Here is a 15,967-nt window from a genome sequence, read left to right on the forward strand (position 1 = left end):
GTAAACCGCGGCAGCCCAGGAGCCAGCCCCATGAGCGCAATCCCCGCCGTTACCGCGCAGGTGGATATCGTTTCCGTCCAATCCCAGGTCGTGTATGGCTGCGTCGGCAACAACGCCGCCATGCCGGTCTTCCGCAAGGCGGGCCTGCACGCGATCGCGGTGCCCACCGTGATCCTCAGCAACACGCCGCACTATCCGACCTTGCACGGCGGCGCCGTGCCGCTGGACTGGTTCGAAGGGCTGTTGCAAGGCCTGGACGAGCGCGGCGTCACCAGGACCGCGCGCGCGGTGGTGTGCGGATACCTGGGCCAACCGGGGCAGGCCGGGCTGCTGGCCAACTGGCTGCCGTCGCTGCGCGCCTCGCGGCCGGACCTGAAGGTGCATATCGATCCCGTCATGGGCGACCGCAACGACGGCCTGTATGTCAACGAAGGACTGGTCGAGCAGTACCGGGACCTGTTGGTGCCGCTGGCCGACGGCATGACGCCGAACCACTTCGAGCTGGAATTGCTGGCGGGGCGCGCCCTGTCGTCAATCGACGAGGTGGTGGCCGCCGCGCGCGAACTGATCGCGCGCGGTCCGGACTGGATCGTGGTGACCAGCGCCGCGCCCATGGCCGCGGCGGCCGGCACTTTGCAGCTGGCGGTGGTGACGCGGGATCAGGCCACCGTCGTGACGCACCCGGAGATCGCGATACCGCCCTCGGTGCACGGCACGGGCGACGTGTTCATGGCCAGCGTGACGGCGCGGCTGCTGAACGGGCAAGAGCTGGTCGAGGCGGTGCGGGAGGCCGCCGCCCAGGTCACGGTGGCGCTGGAGCGCACCCGCGAACTGGGCTGGGAAGAACTGGCGGTGGAAGGCTAGGGCACCAGCGACAGGCCGACGCGGAATTGCGATTCGTTGCGCTGGTTGTAGCCCAGCAGCGTTTCGCCGTAGCCGTTGAAGTACTGCAGATGCAGGTAGCCGTTCATGTTGAGCCAGGTGCGCTGCAGCGGCCAGGCGAAATCCAGCTGGGTGGTGCGGCGCTTCTGATCGCCCTGGCGATACATGGCCGAAATGACGGCGCCGTTGTCCTGGGCCCAACGCAATTGCCAGTCGACATGGCCGGCGTAGTCGGCATAGTCGCTGTTTTCGCTGGCGACGCCGAAGTAGGCCTTGACCCTGGGGGCGAAGGTGAGCGTGCTGCCGCCGTCGAAGCGGTAATGGAAGCGCGGTTCGATGTAGCCGTCGTTGAGCGAACGCGAATCCGCGCCGTCCTTGCCGTTGGAATTGTGCTCGACGCCGGTGTTCATGCCGAAGCGCCAGTTCTGGTTGGCGGACGTCCAGATATTGTCGGACAGCCAGAAGCCGCTGGGGTTGAAGGTGGTGTCGATGAAGGGCATGGAATCGCCCTGCAGGTCCCACAGCGAGGTCTGCGTGTACGCCAGGTAGAAGTTCTCGTCCCAGGTCGCCGGGCGGTCGCCCGCGGGGTTGAAGAGACGGTACTTGGCGCTGATCTGAAAGCGCGCGGTGGTCTGGCCGCGGGTGCCGATGTCGAAGTACACCGGCTTGTATTCGGAGACCGAGCTGCGGAAGCGGTCGAACGCGGTCTGCTGCTGCACGGTCGGCACCACGGACGCATCGGGCGAGGGGCCGCCTTCGGGCGACGCGCCGACCGCAGCCACGGCGGCAGCGGGCACGGGCTCGCCGCTGACGGCGTCGACGACCGGGCCGCGCGCGGGCGTGCTGGCCAGCGTGCCGCTGTCGCGGCCGGTGGCGTCCAGCGCCATCATCGCGGGCTGGCCCTCGATCGACACGGCCTGCAGGCCCTGGGCCGTAGCAGGCACGACAGCGGTCCAGGCCATGCGCGCGAAGTTGTTGACGGGCACGCTGAAGCTGGCCGTGCCGCCGCGCAGCTTGGCCAGGCTGCGCACGATCTGGCCGTCCTGGCCGCGCCATTGCAGCACCAGTTCGGGCGGCGCTTCCCAGGTGGAGCGGGAGGTGCCTTCGTTGAAGTACACCGCCTCGATGGTGACGGTTTCTCCCGGGGCGGCCGAGGGGCGATCCAGCCGGTACGACACGCCCGCGGTGGCTGCGCCCGCCAGACCCATGGCCAGGGCGGCGGCTAGGGTGCGCAGGGGGAGGGCGGATCGTGCTGGACGGCTGATGGTCATCGGGTCATAACGTAGTTTTGTGACCAGGAAATGTAGCATCGACCCCCGCTACAGTTTGTAAGGCTGGCTAATCGTATGTAGAAAGCGTAAGCCCCCGCGCATGGCGGGGGCTTGCGTGGACAGCGTTGCGCGCGGGCTTATTCGCCGAACTTGATGCCCTGGGCCAGGGGCAGATGGCGCGAATAGTTGATCGTATTGGTCGCGCGGCGCATGTAGTTGCGCCAGGCGTCCGAACCCGATTCGCGGCCGCCGCCGGTTTCCTTTTCTCCGCCGAAGGCGCCGCCGATCTCGGCGCCCGAGGTGCCGATGTTGACGTTGGCGATGCCGCAGTCCGAACCGGCCGCCGACAGGAAGGTCTCGGCTTCACGCAGGTCATTGGTGAAGATGGCCGACGACAGGCCTTGCGGCACGCCGTTCTGCAAGGCCAGCGCCTGGCTGAAATCGGCGTAGCGCATCACATACAGGATGGGCGCGAAGGTCTCGTGGCAGACCACGTCGGTCTGGCCCGGCATTTCGGCGATGGCGGGCCGCGCGTACCAGGCGTCGGGATACTGCTCGGCCAGCACGCGCTCGCCGCCCGTGACCTTGCCGCCCTGTTCGCGCGCGGCCGTCAGCGCGGCCTGCATGGCGTCGAAGGACACGCGGTCGATCAGCGGGCCGACCAGCGTGGCGCTGTCCAGCGGATTGCCGATGGTGGCGCTGGCATAGGCCTTATGCAGGCGTTGCACCAGGTCGTCGGCCACGCTTTCGTGCACGATCAGGCGGCGCGTGGTGGTGCAGCGCTGGCCGGCCGTGCCGATGGCGCCGAACACGATGCCGCGCGCGGCCATGTCCAGATCGGCCGTGGGACCGACGATGATGGCGTTGTTGCCGCCCAGCTCCAGCAGCACGCGGCCGAAGCGTTGCGCCACGCGGGGGCCCACCTGGCGTCCCATGCGGGTCGAGCCGGTGGCCGACACCAGCGCCACGGCGTGCGAATCCACCAGCGCCTCGCCGAGGTCGCGGCCGCCAATCAGCACTTCGGACAGGCCGGCGGGCGCATCGCCGAAGCGCTGCGCGGCCTGGGCGAAGAGCGCCTGGCAGGCCAGCGCGGTCAGCGGGGTTTTCTCCGACGGCTTCCAGACCACGGCGTTGCCGCAGACCAGCGCCAGCGCGGCGTTCCAGGACCACACGGCCACCGGGAAGTTGAACGCGCTGATCACGCCGACCACGCCCAGCGGATGCCAGGTTTCCATCATGCGGTGGCCGGGGCGCTCGGAAGCGATGGTCAGACCGTAGAGCTGGCGCGACAGGCCTACGGCGAAGTCGCAGATGTCGATCATTTCCTGCACTTCGCCTTCGCCCTCGGCCACGATCTTGCCCGCTTCCAGGCTGACCAGGCGGCCCAGCTCGCGTTTGTGCCGGCGCAGCGTTTCGCCGAACAGGCGCAGCAGCTCGCCGCGGCGCGGCGCGGGCACGTCGCGCCACGCCAGACTGGCCTGGCGCGCACGGGTGATGGCGGAATGGGCCTGGGCCACCGTGTGCTCATGGACCTGAGCCAGCTCGGCGCCGTCTATCGGGCTGCGCGCGCGCAGCGTGCCGCCCGCGAGCGATTCCGGGTTCAGCCCGAGCGCGCGCAGGATGTCTTGGGGAGTGTCCATGCCGGTTCCTTGGGTTGCCTGCGAAGAGCCTGTCTTCGCTTAAGGGTTATGCCTAAGTGGCGATTCTGGAAAAAAATTTACTATACGAAACTCCAGCGTGAATTGCGAAACCTTTTTAACCAAGGCAGCACTCATACGAAGGTGGATCCGTGGCGGAACCTCTGCTGGTAGTCCAGGCAGTCACCAAGACCTATCAACGCGACGGGCAGGCCCCGCATCTGGCGTTGGACGGCATCGACTGCCAGCTCGGCCGCGGCGAGGTCATGGTGGTGGTCGGCCCCTCTGGATCCGGCAAGAGCACCTTGCTGCGCACGCTCAACGGCCTGGAGAGCATCGACAGCGGCGCCATCCGCGTGGACGGCGTCTCGCTCACGGACCCGGCCACCGACGTCAACCGCTGGCGCACCGAAGTCGGCATGGTGTTCCAGCACTTCAACCTGTTCCAACACCGTACTGCGCTGGACAACGTCGCGCTACCCCAGCGGGTGGTGCGCGGGCGTTCGCGCGCCGACGCCGAACGCTACGCCCGCGAACTGCTGGGCCGCGTCGGCATGGGCGACTACGGCGCGCGCTATCCCAGCCAGCTCTCCGGCGGCCAGCAGCAGCGCGTGGCGATCGCGCGCGCGCTGGCCATGGACCCCAAATTGATGCTGTTCGACGAGGCCACCTCGGCGCTCGACCCCGAAACCGTGGGAGGCATTCTCGAACTGATGCGCGCGCTGGCGCGCGACGGCATGACCATGGCCGTGGTGACCCATGAAATGGGCTTCGCGCGCGACGTGGGCGACCGCGCGCTCTTCATGGACGCCGGCCGCATCGTGGAAATGGGCACGCCGGACGAGGTGTTCGGCCACCCCAGGGAAGCGCGCACCCGCGCCTTCCTGGAGAAGATTCTGTAGTCCCTAGCAGCAAGGAAGCAACGGGTCGTCCGCATGCGCGGCGCCCGGCGGTAACCAGGGCCGGTCCGGCTGATCCGGGCGCTGCCGGCGCACTGTGCTTTGCCCGGAACGACGTGAGTCCATTCACCACAAGGGGTAGGAAATGCTGAAAATCAAACAATGGCTGGGCGTGGCCGGCATCGCCCTGGCGGCCGCCAGCGTCGCCTTGCCCGCGCAGGCCGACGAGCTGGGCGACATCCTCAAGCGCGGCGAGCTGCGCGTCGCGGTCCAGACCTCCGGGCCGCTGATGAGCTTCATGGACAAGACCGGCAAGCGCACCGGCCTGGCGGTGGAAGTGGCCAAGCGCATGGCCGACGACCTGGGCGTGAAGCTGGTGCTGCAGGACTATGAGTGGAAGGGCCTGATTCCGGCGCTCTTGTCCGGCAAGGCCGACATGGTGGCCGCCGACATGACGCCCACGCCGCAGCGCGCCGCGCAGGTGCTGTTTTCCACGCCGATGTTCTACGCCGACACCGTGGCCGTGGTGCCCAAGGATTCGCCCTACAAGTCCTACGAGGAACTCAACAAGGACGGCGTGACGGTGGGCGTGCTGGGCGCCAGCACCTATGCGGAAGTGGGCAAGAAGATGCTGCCCAAGGCCACCATGAAGGAATTCTCGGGCGGCAGCGCGCCGGTCGGGCAGGCCCTGTCCAGCGGCCGCCTGGACGCCGGCATCATGTCCTTGTCCACCGCCAACCAGTTCCTGGTCGACTTCGGCAACCTGCGCGTGCTGGACGGCATCATGGTGCGCGAGCCCCTGGCCTTCGCCGTCGGCCCCAACGCCTTCCGCCTGAAGTTCTGGCTGGACAATTGGCAGACGCTGAAAACGGCCGACAACACGCTGCCCGAACAGGTGAAGTACTGGTACTCGACCGACTGGAAGAAAGACCACTAAGCCCATGGACTGGCTGCTCGATTTCTATAACTGGCGCATCGTCAGCCAGTACACGGGCCAGTTCGCCACCGGCCTGGCCAATACCCTGATCGCGGCGGGCGCAAGCCTGGTGCTGTCGGTGCTGGCCGGGATTCCGCTGGCGCTTGCCCATATGTCGCCCCGCGCCGCCGTCTGGCGGCCGGTGGCGGCCTATGTGCAATTCATCCGTTCCACCCCCTTGCTGGTGCAGATCTACCTGGTCTATTACGCGGTGCCCATGCTGGTGCCGGGGGCCAAGGGCTGGAGCGAGATGCTGCTGGGCATCCTCGCCATGACGCTGCACCATGCCGCCTACATGAGCGAAATCATCCGCGTGGGCATCGAATCCGTGCCGCGCGGCCAGATCGAAGGCGCCAAGGCCTGTGGCATGAATTACCGTCAGCGCCTGCGTTACGTGGTGCTGCCGCAAGCCTTTGCCAATACGCTGCCGCCACTCTTGGGCCAGACCGCCGTGCTGATCAAGGACACCTCGCTGCTGTCGCTGATCACGGTGTTCGAACTGGTCGCGGCCGGCGTGCAGATGAACAGCGACCGCATCGTGCCCAACGAAAGTTTCCTGACCATCGCGGCCGGCTATCTGCTGATCTATGCCTGCATGCTGCTGCTGTCGCGGGGCGTGAGCACCTGGCTGGCGGGTCCCGCCTGGAACGCGAGGTAAGCATGTTCGACTCCTATATTTCCACCGCCGGCGTCGTGCTGCCTTTCCTGCTGAAGGGCTTCTGGGAGACCTTGAAGATCTCCTTCGTGGCCATCATCGCCGGGTCCCTGCTGGGTTTCGTGATCGGCGTGATCCGCAGCTACCGTATCCGCGGCGTGCACCAGTTGCTGGGTCTGTACATCCACATCCTGCGCGGCACGCCGTTCCTGGTGCAGCTCTACATCTTCTATTTCGTGCTGCCCAGTACCGGCATCGAAATGCTGCACTGGGATTCTGGCACGGCGGCCTTCGTGTCGCTGTCGGTCTACACCTCCTGCTATGTCGCCGAGATCGTCATGGGCGCGATCCAGGCCGTGCCGCGCGGCCAGACCGAAGGCGCGATGACGTTGGGCCTGAGGCCGTTCCAGATCCTGCGGCTGGTCATCCTGCCGCAGGCCATGCGCCTGATCGTCCAGCCCATGAGCGGTGTCTACGTCATGCTGATCAAGAGCACCGCCATCCTGTCGGTGGTCGGCATTACCGAGCTGACGCGGCAAGGCGAGGTCTTCATCATCACCTTCCCGGCCAAGTCGCTGTTCATCTACGGCATGATCGCCGCCATCTACTTCATCTACTGCTACCCGCTGCTGCGCCTGGCCAACTGGCTGGAAAAGCGCCTGACGGGCGGCCTGCAGGGCGCGGGCCTGAACTGATGCCGACCGCCATGGCTTCCGAGTACATCGACACCTATTACAAGCGCACGCTGGCCGACAGCGAGACCCGCTACGCGCCCCTGTCCGGCGCGTCCAGCACCGATGTCTGCGTGGTCGGGGCAGGAATGGCGGGCCTGTCCGCCGCGCTGGAGCTGGCCCGCCGCGGCCGCGACGTGACCTTGCTGGAAGGGCGGCGCATTGCCTGGGGCGCTTCGGGGCGCAACGGCGGCTCCGTCTCGCCGGCATTCTCCGCCGGGGCCGACGCCATCCGGAAACACGTCGACGAAGACCACTACCGCAAACTCTATCGGCTGTCGATGGAGGGCGTGGAGATTATCCGCAACAACATCCGCGATCTGGACATTGCCGAGGCCCGCAAGGTCGACGGCCGGCTGCGCGTGGTGCGCTACGAGGCGACCGACGCCCTGCGGCAATGGTGCGACAGCCAGCAACGCGACTTCGGCCGCGACGTGCGCCTGCTGAGCCGCGGCCAGGTCCGCGAACGCCTGCTGTCCGACGTCTACTTCCAGGGCGTGGAGGACCCCACGTCCTTTCACTTCCATCCCCTGAACTACGCCCGCGCGCTGGCCCGCGAGTGCGCGCGCCTGGGTGTGCGCATCCACGAGGACTCGCCCGTCACGCAGGCGACGCTGGATGGCGCGGTCAAGCGCCTGCAGACGGAGCACGGCCAGGTCGATGCCCGCAGCGTGGTGCTGGCCACCGGCGGCTATACCGAGGGCGTGGTCCCGGCGCTGCGCCGCGCGATGCTGCCCATCGCCACCTATATCATGCTGACCGAGCCGCTGGGCGACCGGGTGCAGGAAGCCATCCGCACCACCGCCGCCATCGGCGACGACCGGCGCGCCGGCAACTATTACCGGGTGCTCGACGGCGGCCGCATCGGCTGGGGCAGTAGAATCACCACCCGTGTCTACGACCCGCCCGATCTGGCGGAGTCGCTGCGCCGCGAACTGCTCTCCGTCTATCCCCAATTGCAGGGGCTGCGCGTGGAAACGGCGTGGTCGGGGCGCATGGCCTACGCGCGGCATCTGATGCCGCAGATCGGGCAGTTGTCGCCGGACGTCTGGTACTGCACGGCGTTCGGCGGACACGGCATGAACACCGCGTCGATCGGCGGCCGGGTGGTCGCCGAAGGGATCGCGGGGGACACCCAGCGCCACAAGCTGTTCGCCCCGTTCGGGCTGGCCTGGAATGGCGGCAGCCTGGGCACGGCGGCGGTGCAACTTACTTATTGGTCTTACCAGGCGCGCGACTGGTGGCGGGAGCGGCGGTCGCGGGCATGACAGGGTGCATAGATGGAAGGCAACAAACAGAGCGTGTTGGCACAGCGGCTGCGAGCCTTGCGCCAGGCGCGGGCGTGGACTTTGAAGCAGGCGGCCGCGGCCACCGGCGTGTCCGCGTCCACGTTGTCCAAGATCGAAAACAGCCTGCTGTCGCCCACCTATGACAACCTGATCAAGATCGCGGCCGGCCTGGAACTGGACGTGGCCGAACTCTTCACCGCGTCCGACGCCCACATGGGCACCGGCCGCCGCAGCCTGAGCCGCCAGGGGGAAGGGCGCCAGTACGAAACCCCGTACTACGACCACCGACTGCTGTGCACCGCGCTGTCGCACAAGCGCATGATGCCCTTCCACACTCGCGTCAAGGCCCGTTCCTTCGACGAATTCCACGACTGGAGCCGGCACCGCGGCGAGGAATTTGTCTACGTCCTGGAGGGCGAGGTCGAGCTCTACACCGAGTTCTACGAACCTGCCCGGCTGAAGGCCGGGGAGAGCTTCTATATAGACAGCCGCATGGGCCACCGGGTGATCAGCCTGAGCCCGGAGGATGCGCTGGTGCTGTGGGTGTCGACCCATGCGGACATTGGCGAGGAATAGGGCTTGCGCGGCAGCGATTCCTGCCGCGCCGCCCAAGCCGCCCGCAACAAGGTAAAATGCGGCGCCCGGATCCTTTCCGGGCCATCACCACACCGCGCGGCAGTAGCTCAGCTGGATAGAGCACGGGCCTTCTAAGCCTGAGGTCGGGGGTTCGAGCCCCTCCTGCCGCGCCAGAATCGCCAGCAAATACAACGGCTTACGGCAGGTGGGGATTCGCTAACGGGCTAATCATTAGAATAAAAATGCCTGCATTAGAACTTCACTCGGTCGCAGTAGCCCGCTTTACGACTCGCCTGTCATAGTGTTTATGGGTTGTGGCGGGGTTGGCGTGAGCCGCGAAATCGTATGCGTCCTCATCCCTGTTCACTATCTTCATAGTGATCGCGGCGGGTCGAATATGCTGCAAATTGAAGTACAGCGGGTGGGCGGTGAGAGTCTTTTCTTTCACCGTTTTGTCCACCGTCCGAATCCATGCTAATTGGGCATCCTTCCAACTTGAAGCCCAGCCGTGCCGGGTATAGGCTTCGGATCTCTTGCTGGGGGCGAACAGGTACGGACTGCTGGTGTTCTTGCGGTCGAGGGCGCGAGCCACAACCACGCGCAGGCGCTTTGACCACTCCCGAACCTTCAACACTTCAATCTGGCCTTTCTTACGCTTGGTGGAAAGGACCGTCACCCCTTCCTCCTTCAGCCCGGCCTTCAGATAGGGGCGCGCCTCGGATGATCGAAAGCCAGTGAGATAGGTGAACATCGCGGCGCATCCCATCGTCCGGTAGTTCTCACGTTGCTTGATGGACCACAGGTAGAAACGTAAGACTTGGCGCCTGTCGATGATCTTCGTGTCCGAGGTCGACCGGTTTTTCATCATGTTGACGAATGGATTCGCTGCCAACAGCCCCCACTTCACACCGAAGTGGCAGATTACGGAAAATTGACTCAACTCCTTATTTGCCTTGATCGGTGCGCCCGCGGCTGCGCGGTCCTCTAGGTACTGATAGCCATGTTGGGCGGTCATCTCCGCCGGCACCATTCGGCCGAAGAACTTCGTTAGGTTCGTGTACATCCCTTTCCTGATCTTCTTGCCGTCCTTGGACTGGTCTTGGTAATAGGTCGGATCTTCCTTGAGCTCAAAACGCTCGATCATTTCGGATACGGCGCCTGCCACCACAACGCCTTGCTGTATCTCAACTGCCAGCTTCGATGCAAGGCGCTCGGCGTCGTAGCGTGCGGCGCGGTCACCGAGGACGGCTGAGGCCAGCGTTTGGCTACGTCCGTCCAGGTGCTTGTATATCCAGCTAATGCGCCGCTTGCCGACGCGCTTGTACAGCCTTGCGATCCCGGTCTTCTCCCATGCGGGCGAAGGCGTCGCGGTTCGGGGCCGACGTGAGACCGGCTTTTTGCTGGCCATCTACTACTCCCAGTTTCTTATCTCGATATGCCCGCAGGACGCGCGGGATGCCGTTCTTATCAACGACGTAACGCCAGCCGTGGCGGTTGAGCCAGCGCGCCATCATTGCCCTCTGGTTCGGCTTGCACCCGACCAGTTCGGCCAGGTCGGAGGCCGAGAGGTATTCGTTCATCAGAACCTCCAAAACGAAGCCCCCGCTAGGTGGGCCTGCTGAGAACTTGACTTGTCCGGTCAGTCGCTGGCATCAGCGGCACCGGGGGCGCTTGGCCTGGCTCGGCATTAGCAGCCCGGCGACGACGCTGATGACGATCCCGAGCGGGACCGCGAGCGTATAGAGCGGAGTCATATTTGCTCTATTAATGAGTCATTATTTTCATTAATGCTATGTGTATGATGCATTTCAGCCATACACCCAGCTTCCGTCGTTGTGCTGCATGGTGTGGGCGTTGGCGGCGCGCTGCTGACGGTCGGCCAGGATGGCGGCGCGGGCGTACGTGCGGCACCAAGCCTGCAAAGCCTCGGCTAGGTGATCAGAAATTAGCGGCGCCCATTTGTGGTGGATGGGCGGCAGTACCGGCAACTTTATGTCGTCAGGCATTGCCAGCCTCCTCGATTCGATACTCTCGATGGAAGCCGCCACCGGTGTTCGCGATCGCATCGAATTGACCTCCCGGCCGCGCGATCTGGCTGGTCGGTGCGAGTTCGGCGAATTACGGCGAACGCTAATAGCAGTGTCATTTCTGATCGAACCTATGTAGATGGGATTACGGAGGTAATAGACGCGAAGCTTAGGTACCCGATGTCTGCTCTGGTCGGCATCAAGATTGATGCCTCCCAGTTCCAATCAATACCCGCGCGATCCTATGACTGGAAGGGACGAATCATCCGCGTCCCGTCGAACTATGACGAGGATCGGCGCGCATACGCGGGCACCTGGGACGGAACATTCAAGCTTGCGTGGACTGACAACCCTGCGTGGATTTTCTATGACCTCGTGACCAATGATCGGTATGGCCTGGGTGAGCGCATACCCTCCGGCTGGTTGGATAAGTGGGGGTTGTATCAGATAGCCCGGTACTGCGATGAACTGGTGCCCGATGGATTTGGCGGGCAAGAGCCACGCTTCACCTGCAACTGCTATTTGCAGACAGCCGCGGACGCGTATCGGGTTTTGCAGGACCTGGCGTCGGTGTTCCGGGGAATGACGTACTGGGCGAATTCGTCAGTCTTTGCCGTCGCAGATATGCCCGGCGATCCCGTCTATACCTTCACGTCGGCCAACGTGATCGACGGCCGATTTAATTACGTCGGCTCTTCGTTGAATGCTCGCTATACCGCAGCCCTTGTGTCCTGGAATGATCTTTCAGACATGGGGCGGCAGAAAGTTGAGTATGTCGAAGATCGTAAAGGCCTGGCGCGGTTTGGGCTTAAGCAGATCGAGGTAAGCGCGTTTGGCTGCACCTCTCGCGGTCAAGCTAACCGGGTCGGTAAGTGGCTTCTGCTCACCTCGCGGATGGAAACCAGGTCCGTATCATTCTCCGTCGGGCTTGATGCGTGTCGTGTACGTCCCGGCAGCATTGTTCGGATCGCGGATCAACACCTGGCAGGGCGCCGAGTGGGGGGGCGCATCCACTCGGCGACTTCTACCGTTATTACAGTCGATGCTGCGCTGGGGGTTAGACCGGGGGATCGCCTGGCCGTCAATTTGCCCAGCGGAGTTTCGGAAACCCGGATTGTCAGCGCAGCAGTGGGGCAAGGTCTGACTGCAGATTTGACGACCTTCACGGTTGACTCCACGGAGTTGACCGCAGATATGCTCGGCGTGCCGGGAATGGTCCTCATCATCACGGTAACAGCGCCATTCTCCGAGGTGCCGGAAGCCGAATGCGTGTGGACACTAGAATCTGAGGTGCTGTCTGCGCAGCGCTTTCGCATCATCAGTGTGAAGCGTAAGGAAGGGCTCATCGCGGAAATCGCGGCCATTCAACACGAGCCTGGAAAGTTTGACAACGTGGACTTTGGCACTCGCCTGGATCCCGTACCGATCACAGTAGTTCCCCCCGGTGTTCAGCCGCCACCGACCAACGTCACCATCAGTTCCTACCCGTTGATCAGTCAGGGTATTGCAAGCCATACGGCGGTTTTTTCGTGGGCTGCTGCCGAGGGCGCCGTGAAGTACGAGGTGCAGTGGCGGCGGGACAATTCCGAATGGATTAGCCTGCCGCCGACTGGGTCTACCAGCATAGAGGTTCAGAACATCTTTGCTGGCGGCTTTATGTGCCGAGTGAGGGCGTTCAATCCAATGGATATATCGTCCATCTGGGCCACGTCATTGCTAACGCAGCTGGACGGGATCTTGGCCCCACCGCCAGCGGTAACGAGCCTTATTCCGACGTCGTTGGTGTTTGCTATTCGGCTGCGCTGGGGCTTCCCTGCTGGACCGTCAATCATTGAGCGAACGGAGATCTGGTACAGCGCCTCGCCAGAGTTCGAGTCGGCGCAGAAGTTGGGGGACTATGCGTTCCCACAAGACAGCACGACGCTCATGGGCTTGTCTGCCGGCGCGCGACTGTACTTTTGGGCCATCTTGCGTGATCGGAATGGCGTACCAGGTCCGCGCTATCCGGCGGGGAACGGTGTGCTCGGTCAGGCAAGCTCGGACGCGGGGGAAATTCTCGAATACCTCACCGGCAAGATCACCCAGACGCAACTGGCTCAGGATTTACTCGCCCCGATTCAGAAAATCCCGGTTCTGGAAACGCGGATCGCCGATGAGGAGGAGATCCGTCAAACCCAGAATGAGGCGATGGCGAGGACGCTCAGCACCGTGAGCTCCAAGGTGGACGAAAACACCTCGCTGATTCAGGAGGAATCGACTACGCGGGCGAACGAGACGGAGACGCTGGGCCGGCGCGTCACCAGTGTGCAGGCGACTGCCGACACTGCTTCAGGTAAGGCAGACGCAGCCTCCGGAAGGGCGGATCAGGCATTTGCGGGAGTTCAGCAGACGAGTCAGGCAATAGCCAAGACAAACGGCGACTTGGCGGCGATGTGGACCATCAAGGCTGAGACCTCCGTTGGCGGTCGCAGCTACATGGCTGGAATAGGCGTCGGCGTCGAAAACACGGGCGGCGTCATCGAACCCCAGGTACTGGTGATGGCCGATCGATTCGCGGTTCTGCACCCGAACGGGAGCAACGTCACGTCTCCTTTCGTCATCCAGGGCGGGCAGGTCTTCATGAGCCAGGCCCTGATTGGCACTGCGTGGATAAAGAGTGCAAATGTGGAAAGCCTGGACGCTGCCAAGGTGACAACAGGCGTCATGAGCGCTGACCGCATCGATGCCAACTCGTTCGCCGCGAAGGTGGCGAACATAGAGACAGCCTACGTCAAGACGGCGAACATTGGCTTCGCCCAGGTCGGTACTCTTCAGCTGCAAAATGGGGCGGTGTCGGCCGGGAACGCCGTCCCCTTGAACCTGAATTTCGGGGCGGGCAGCGGTGCTAATTCGGCTTCCATCACGTTCAATCTGCCTTCAGCGGGCTCCGCGTTGATCAGCTATGAGTTTGCGGCGAAATCGAGCTCGGCCCAGGTCGTCGTGGCCGAATACGTGCGGCTCTATTTTGATGGTGCCGAAGTGAGCAGGGTGCCTGTAGTGAACTACACCTCAAGCGAGCAGGAAAACACGAAGTCCGGGAGTTCTATCCGGACCAACATCCCTGCTGGGTTGCACACCATTAGTTTGGTATTCCCTCGACCAGGCACCGGCACTGTGTCTGTCTCGGGAAATCTGGCGCTGCTCTCGTTCGTTCGCTAAGCCTTTGGCTATTGCATGGGCCCGTTTCGGCGGGCCATTTCTATTGCTGGAAATTTCAAAAGGGAGAAGTGATGGCAGAACCTGCAAGCACAGGTGTTGTGGCGGTGGCCGCCGCGGGCGTGACGCTCGCGGGCCTGCTGCCGGGGATTGATGGCAACGCTCTCATCGGAGCATTTGCCGGGGCTTCGCTCTTCGTCGTGTCGCGCAAGGAAGGCGGATTGCTGTCGCGCGGCATCTACTGGGCGATTTCATTTGTGATCGGCTACCTGGCAGCACCGGATGTAGTGGCGCTGACGCCTGTCAAGGAAACAGCCATAGCGGCGTTCGGTGCTGCTGCGCTGATCGTGACTATCGCTCTGGCGGCAATCGAGCGCATCAAGACGTTCGACTTCACCACGGTCTTCAAGAAGGGGAGCTGAGATGCAACCTGCCGAAATGATCAGTATGGGCCACCAGCATCTGGTGGCCCTTTTGTTTGTGGTGGCGAATTTCGCTTCGGCGGTGCGGCTGCTGTTGTACCGGCGCAACGGCGCACGGTTCCGCCGCGGAATGTCGTGGCTGGCCTACCTCCTCATCGTGGGCACTGGCGGCCAGGCCCTGGATGTGCTTGTGCGGCATGAGCCTGTAACGGTATGGCAGGCGGTGGTGGCGGTACTGATCGCCGTGTTGGTGTATCGCGCCCAGGGGAATGTGGCGTGCATTGTGAGGGTCAATTCATGACGTTGAAAGAAATTGTCGCTGGGGCGATCAACCCGGCGTTGGCGCTGCTGCCGGCCAATATGGACACGCCCGCGGCGCGTGTCCAGTTGCTGGCTACCGGTCTGCAAGAAAGTCGCTTTGTGGACCGCCGTCAACTGGTCGGCCGCCCGCCGCGGCCGATTGGCCCCGCCAAGAGCTTCTGGCAAGCGGAGCAGGGTGGCGGCATGGTGCACGGCGTCCGGCTGCACGCGGCAACGAGCGCCGCGGCTGCCCACCTCTACCAGGCCCGGGGCGTGCCCGCGCGCGATGCCGCGATCTGGGACGCCATCGAGCATGACGACGTGCTGGCGGCCGGCCTGGCCCGTCTCCTGCTGTGGAGCGACCCGGGCCGGCTGCCGCTTGTGGGTGACGAAGAGGGCGCCTGGCGGTTGTACCTGCGCACCTGGCGGCCCGGTGCTTACGACCGGGGCACGCCCGCCCAACGCGCAGAGCTTCGCGCCAAGTGGGGCCGCAACTATGCGCAGGCAGTCGCCGAGGTGGCGCGGTGAACGGCCTAGCGCGTGTTGTCGGCGCGTTGATGGGCTGGAAAGGCTACACCGCGGCGGCGCTGGCCGGCGCGCTGATCGTCGGCGGTGCGGCCTGGACCGCGCAAGGGTGGCGCTATGGCGCGGTGGTCGCCTCGATGCGTGCTGACGAGTCCGACCGCGTGGCCGAGTCGCAGCGTCAGGCGCGCGAGATCCTGCTGCGGCGCTACGCCGTCGTGGGGGAAATCAACGAACGAAACGCGAAGGCCGAGTGGGCTGCGTATGGAGGAATGCGAAATGCCCAAGTTGAGGATGACCGTCTGCGTGCTGATGTTGACGCTGGGCGCCAGCGGCTGCGCGTCGCTGCTGCCTGCCCCGCCGCCAGCGGTGGAGTGCCCAAAACCGGAGCCGGCGCCGGCATGGGTAATGGAACCCGCCCCGAACTTGATCCAGCTGCTCGATCGGATTATTTCGCCCTACGGGCAGGAATCCGGCGACTGACGGCACAGCTGAAGGCTTGTCAAATTCGTTTAAGATAGGTTAAGTCATCCGTAGGTTTTGGCATGGCGCTTGCTGCAGAAAATACACTTTACTTGGGGGCTG

The 15,967-nt window shown here is 64.1% G+C and carries 17 protein-coding genes and 1 tRNA gene; 13 read left to right on the top strand and 5 right to left on the bottom strand.

What is annotated here, in order from left to right; genetic code table 11:
- Window positions 1-30 precede the first annotated feature (30 nt).
- Entirely contained in the window at window positions 31-864 is an 834-nt protein-coding gene (gene pdxK, locus FOC84_RS22300) for a pyridoxine/pyridoxal/pyridoxamine kinase (RefSeq protein WP_173146353.1), read from the top strand.
- Here pdxK and FOC84_RS22305 read toward each other — a convergent pair.
- Window positions 861-2,153: a phospholipase A gene (locus FOC84_RS22305; RefSeq protein WP_173146354.1), complete on the bottom strand. Its 1,293-nt coding sequence runs from the start codon at window positions 2,151-2,153 to the stop codon at window positions 861-863. The two genes, pdxK and FOC84_RS22305, sit on opposite strands and share 4 nt — an antisense overlap.
- A 137-nt stretch (window positions 2,154-2,290) precedes the next feature.
- Window positions 2,291-3,793 (bottom strand): L-piperidine-6-carboxylate dehydrogenase, encoded by a 1,503-nt coding sequence (amaB, locus tag FOC84_RS22310; protein ID WP_173146355.1) that lies wholly within the window; start codon window positions 3,791-3,793, stop codon window positions 2,291-2,293.
- Window positions 3,794-3,942: 149 nt separating this feature from the next.
- Between amaB and FOC84_RS22315 the strand changes: the two genes are divergently transcribed.
- The 7 genes from FOC84_RS22315 (at window position 3,943) to FOC84_RS22345 (ending at window position 9,089) form a co-directional block, all read left to right on the top strand.
- A complete protein-coding gene (locus FOC84_RS22315; RefSeq protein WP_173146356.1) occupies window positions 3,943-4,692 on the top strand; it encodes an amino acid ABC transporter ATP-binding protein in 750 nt (249 codons plus the stop codon).
- A gap of 142 nt (window positions 4,693-4,834) precedes the next feature.
- Complete coding sequence (locus tag FOC84_RS22320) at window positions 4,835-5,626, top strand: ABC transporter substrate-binding protein (RefSeq protein WP_173146357.1); 792 nt, start codon at window positions 4,835-4,837, stop codon at window positions 5,624-5,626.
- 4 nt (window positions 5,627-5,630) lie between these two features.
- Window positions 5,631-6,323 (top strand): amino acid ABC transporter permease, encoded by a 693-nt coding sequence (locus FOC84_RS22325; RefSeq protein WP_088141862.1) that lies wholly within the window; start codon window positions 5,631-5,633, stop codon window positions 6,321-6,323.
- A gap of 2 nt (window positions 6,324-6,325) precedes the next feature.
- Window positions 6,326-7,015, top strand: coding sequence for an amino acid ABC transporter permease (locus tag FOC84_RS22330; RefSeq protein ID WP_173146358.1), 690 nt, complete (start codon window positions 6,326-6,328; stop codon window positions 7,013-7,015).
- 11 nt (window positions 7,016-7,026) lie between these two features.
- Window positions 7,027-8,319, top strand: coding sequence for an NAD(P)/FAD-dependent oxidoreductase (locus FOC84_RS22335; protein ID WP_173146359.1), 1,293 nt, complete (start codon window positions 7,027-7,029; stop codon window positions 8,317-8,319).
- A 12-nt stretch (window positions 8,320-8,331) separates the two neighbouring features.
- Window positions 8,332-8,916 (top strand): helix-turn-helix domain-containing protein, encoded by a 585-nt coding sequence (locus FOC84_RS22340; protein WP_173146360.1) that lies wholly within the window; start codon window positions 8,332-8,334, stop codon window positions 8,914-8,916.
- A gap of 96 nt (window positions 8,917-9,012) precedes the next feature.
- A tRNA-Arg gene (locus FOC84_RS22345) sits at window positions 9,013-9,089 on the top strand.
- A gap of 86 nt (window positions 9,090-9,175) precedes the next feature.
- Here FOC84_RS22345 and FOC84_RS22350 read toward each other — a convergent pair.
- The 3 genes from FOC84_RS22350 to FOC84_RS22360 form a co-directional block, all read right to left on the bottom strand.
- A complete protein-coding gene (locus tag FOC84_RS22350) occupies window positions 9,176-10,324 on the bottom strand; it encodes a hypothetical protein (protein ID WP_173146361.1) in 1,149 nt (382 codons plus the stop codon).
- The gene (locus tag FOC84_RS22355) at window positions 10,212-10,496 is read right to left on the bottom strand and encodes a DUF4224 domain-containing protein (RefSeq protein ID WP_173146362.1); all 285 of its coding nucleotides are present in this window, start codon (window positions 10,494-10,496) and stop codon (window positions 10,212-10,214) included. Before FOC84_RS22355 ends, FOC84_RS22350 begins: the two co-directional genes overlap by 113 nt.
- A 228-nt stretch (window positions 10,497-10,724) precedes the next feature.
- Window positions 10,725-10,922, bottom strand: a complete 198-nt coding sequence (locus FOC84_RS22360; RefSeq protein ID WP_173146363.1) for a hypothetical protein — start codon at window positions 10,920-10,922, stop codon at window positions 10,725-10,727.
- A gap of 201 nt (window positions 10,923-11,123) precedes the next feature.
- Here FOC84_RS22360 and FOC84_RS22365 point away from each other — a divergent pair, with 201 nt between their 5' ends.
- From FOC84_RS22365 to FOC84_RS33310, 5 genes are all read left to right on the top strand, one after another.
- Complete coding sequence (locus FOC84_RS22365) at window positions 11,124-14,141, top strand: phage tail tip fiber protein (RefSeq protein ID WP_254241741.1); 3,018 nt, start codon at window positions 11,124-11,126, stop codon at window positions 14,139-14,141.
- A gap of 71 nt (window positions 14,142-14,212) precedes the next feature.
- The gene (locus tag FOC84_RS22370; RefSeq protein ID WP_173146365.1) at window positions 14,213-14,560 is read left to right on the top strand and encodes a putative holin; all 348 of its coding nucleotides are present in this window, start codon (window positions 14,213-14,215) and stop codon (window positions 14,558-14,560) included.
- Window position 14,561: 1 nt separating this feature from the next.
- Window positions 14,562-14,861: a phage holin family protein gene (locus tag FOC84_RS22375; protein WP_217278776.1), complete on the top strand. Its 300-nt coding sequence runs from the start codon at window positions 14,562-14,564 to the stop codon at window positions 14,859-14,861.
- Window positions 14,858-15,388, top strand: coding sequence for a hypothetical protein (locus tag FOC84_RS22380; protein WP_173146366.1), 531 nt, complete (start codon window positions 14,858-14,860; stop codon window positions 15,386-15,388). Before FOC84_RS22375 ends, FOC84_RS22380 begins: the two co-directional genes overlap by 4 nt.
- Window positions 15,385-15,903 carry a lysis system i-spanin subunit Rz gene (locus tag FOC84_RS33310; protein WP_217278777.1) on the top strand — a complete coding sequence of 173 codons (519 nt, stop codon included), beginning with the start codon at window positions 15,385-15,387 and terminating at the stop codon, window positions 15,901-15,903. The genes FOC84_RS22380 and FOC84_RS33310 overlap by 4 nt, the downstream gene beginning before the upstream one ends.
- Window positions 15,904-15,967: the final 64 nt, after the last annotated feature.

This window comes from Achromobacter pestifer, assembly GCF_013267355.1.
In the GTDB taxonomy this organism is placed as follows: Bacteria; Pseudomonadota; Gammaproteobacteria; order Burkholderiales; family Burkholderiaceae_B; genus Achromobacter; species Achromobacter pestifer_A.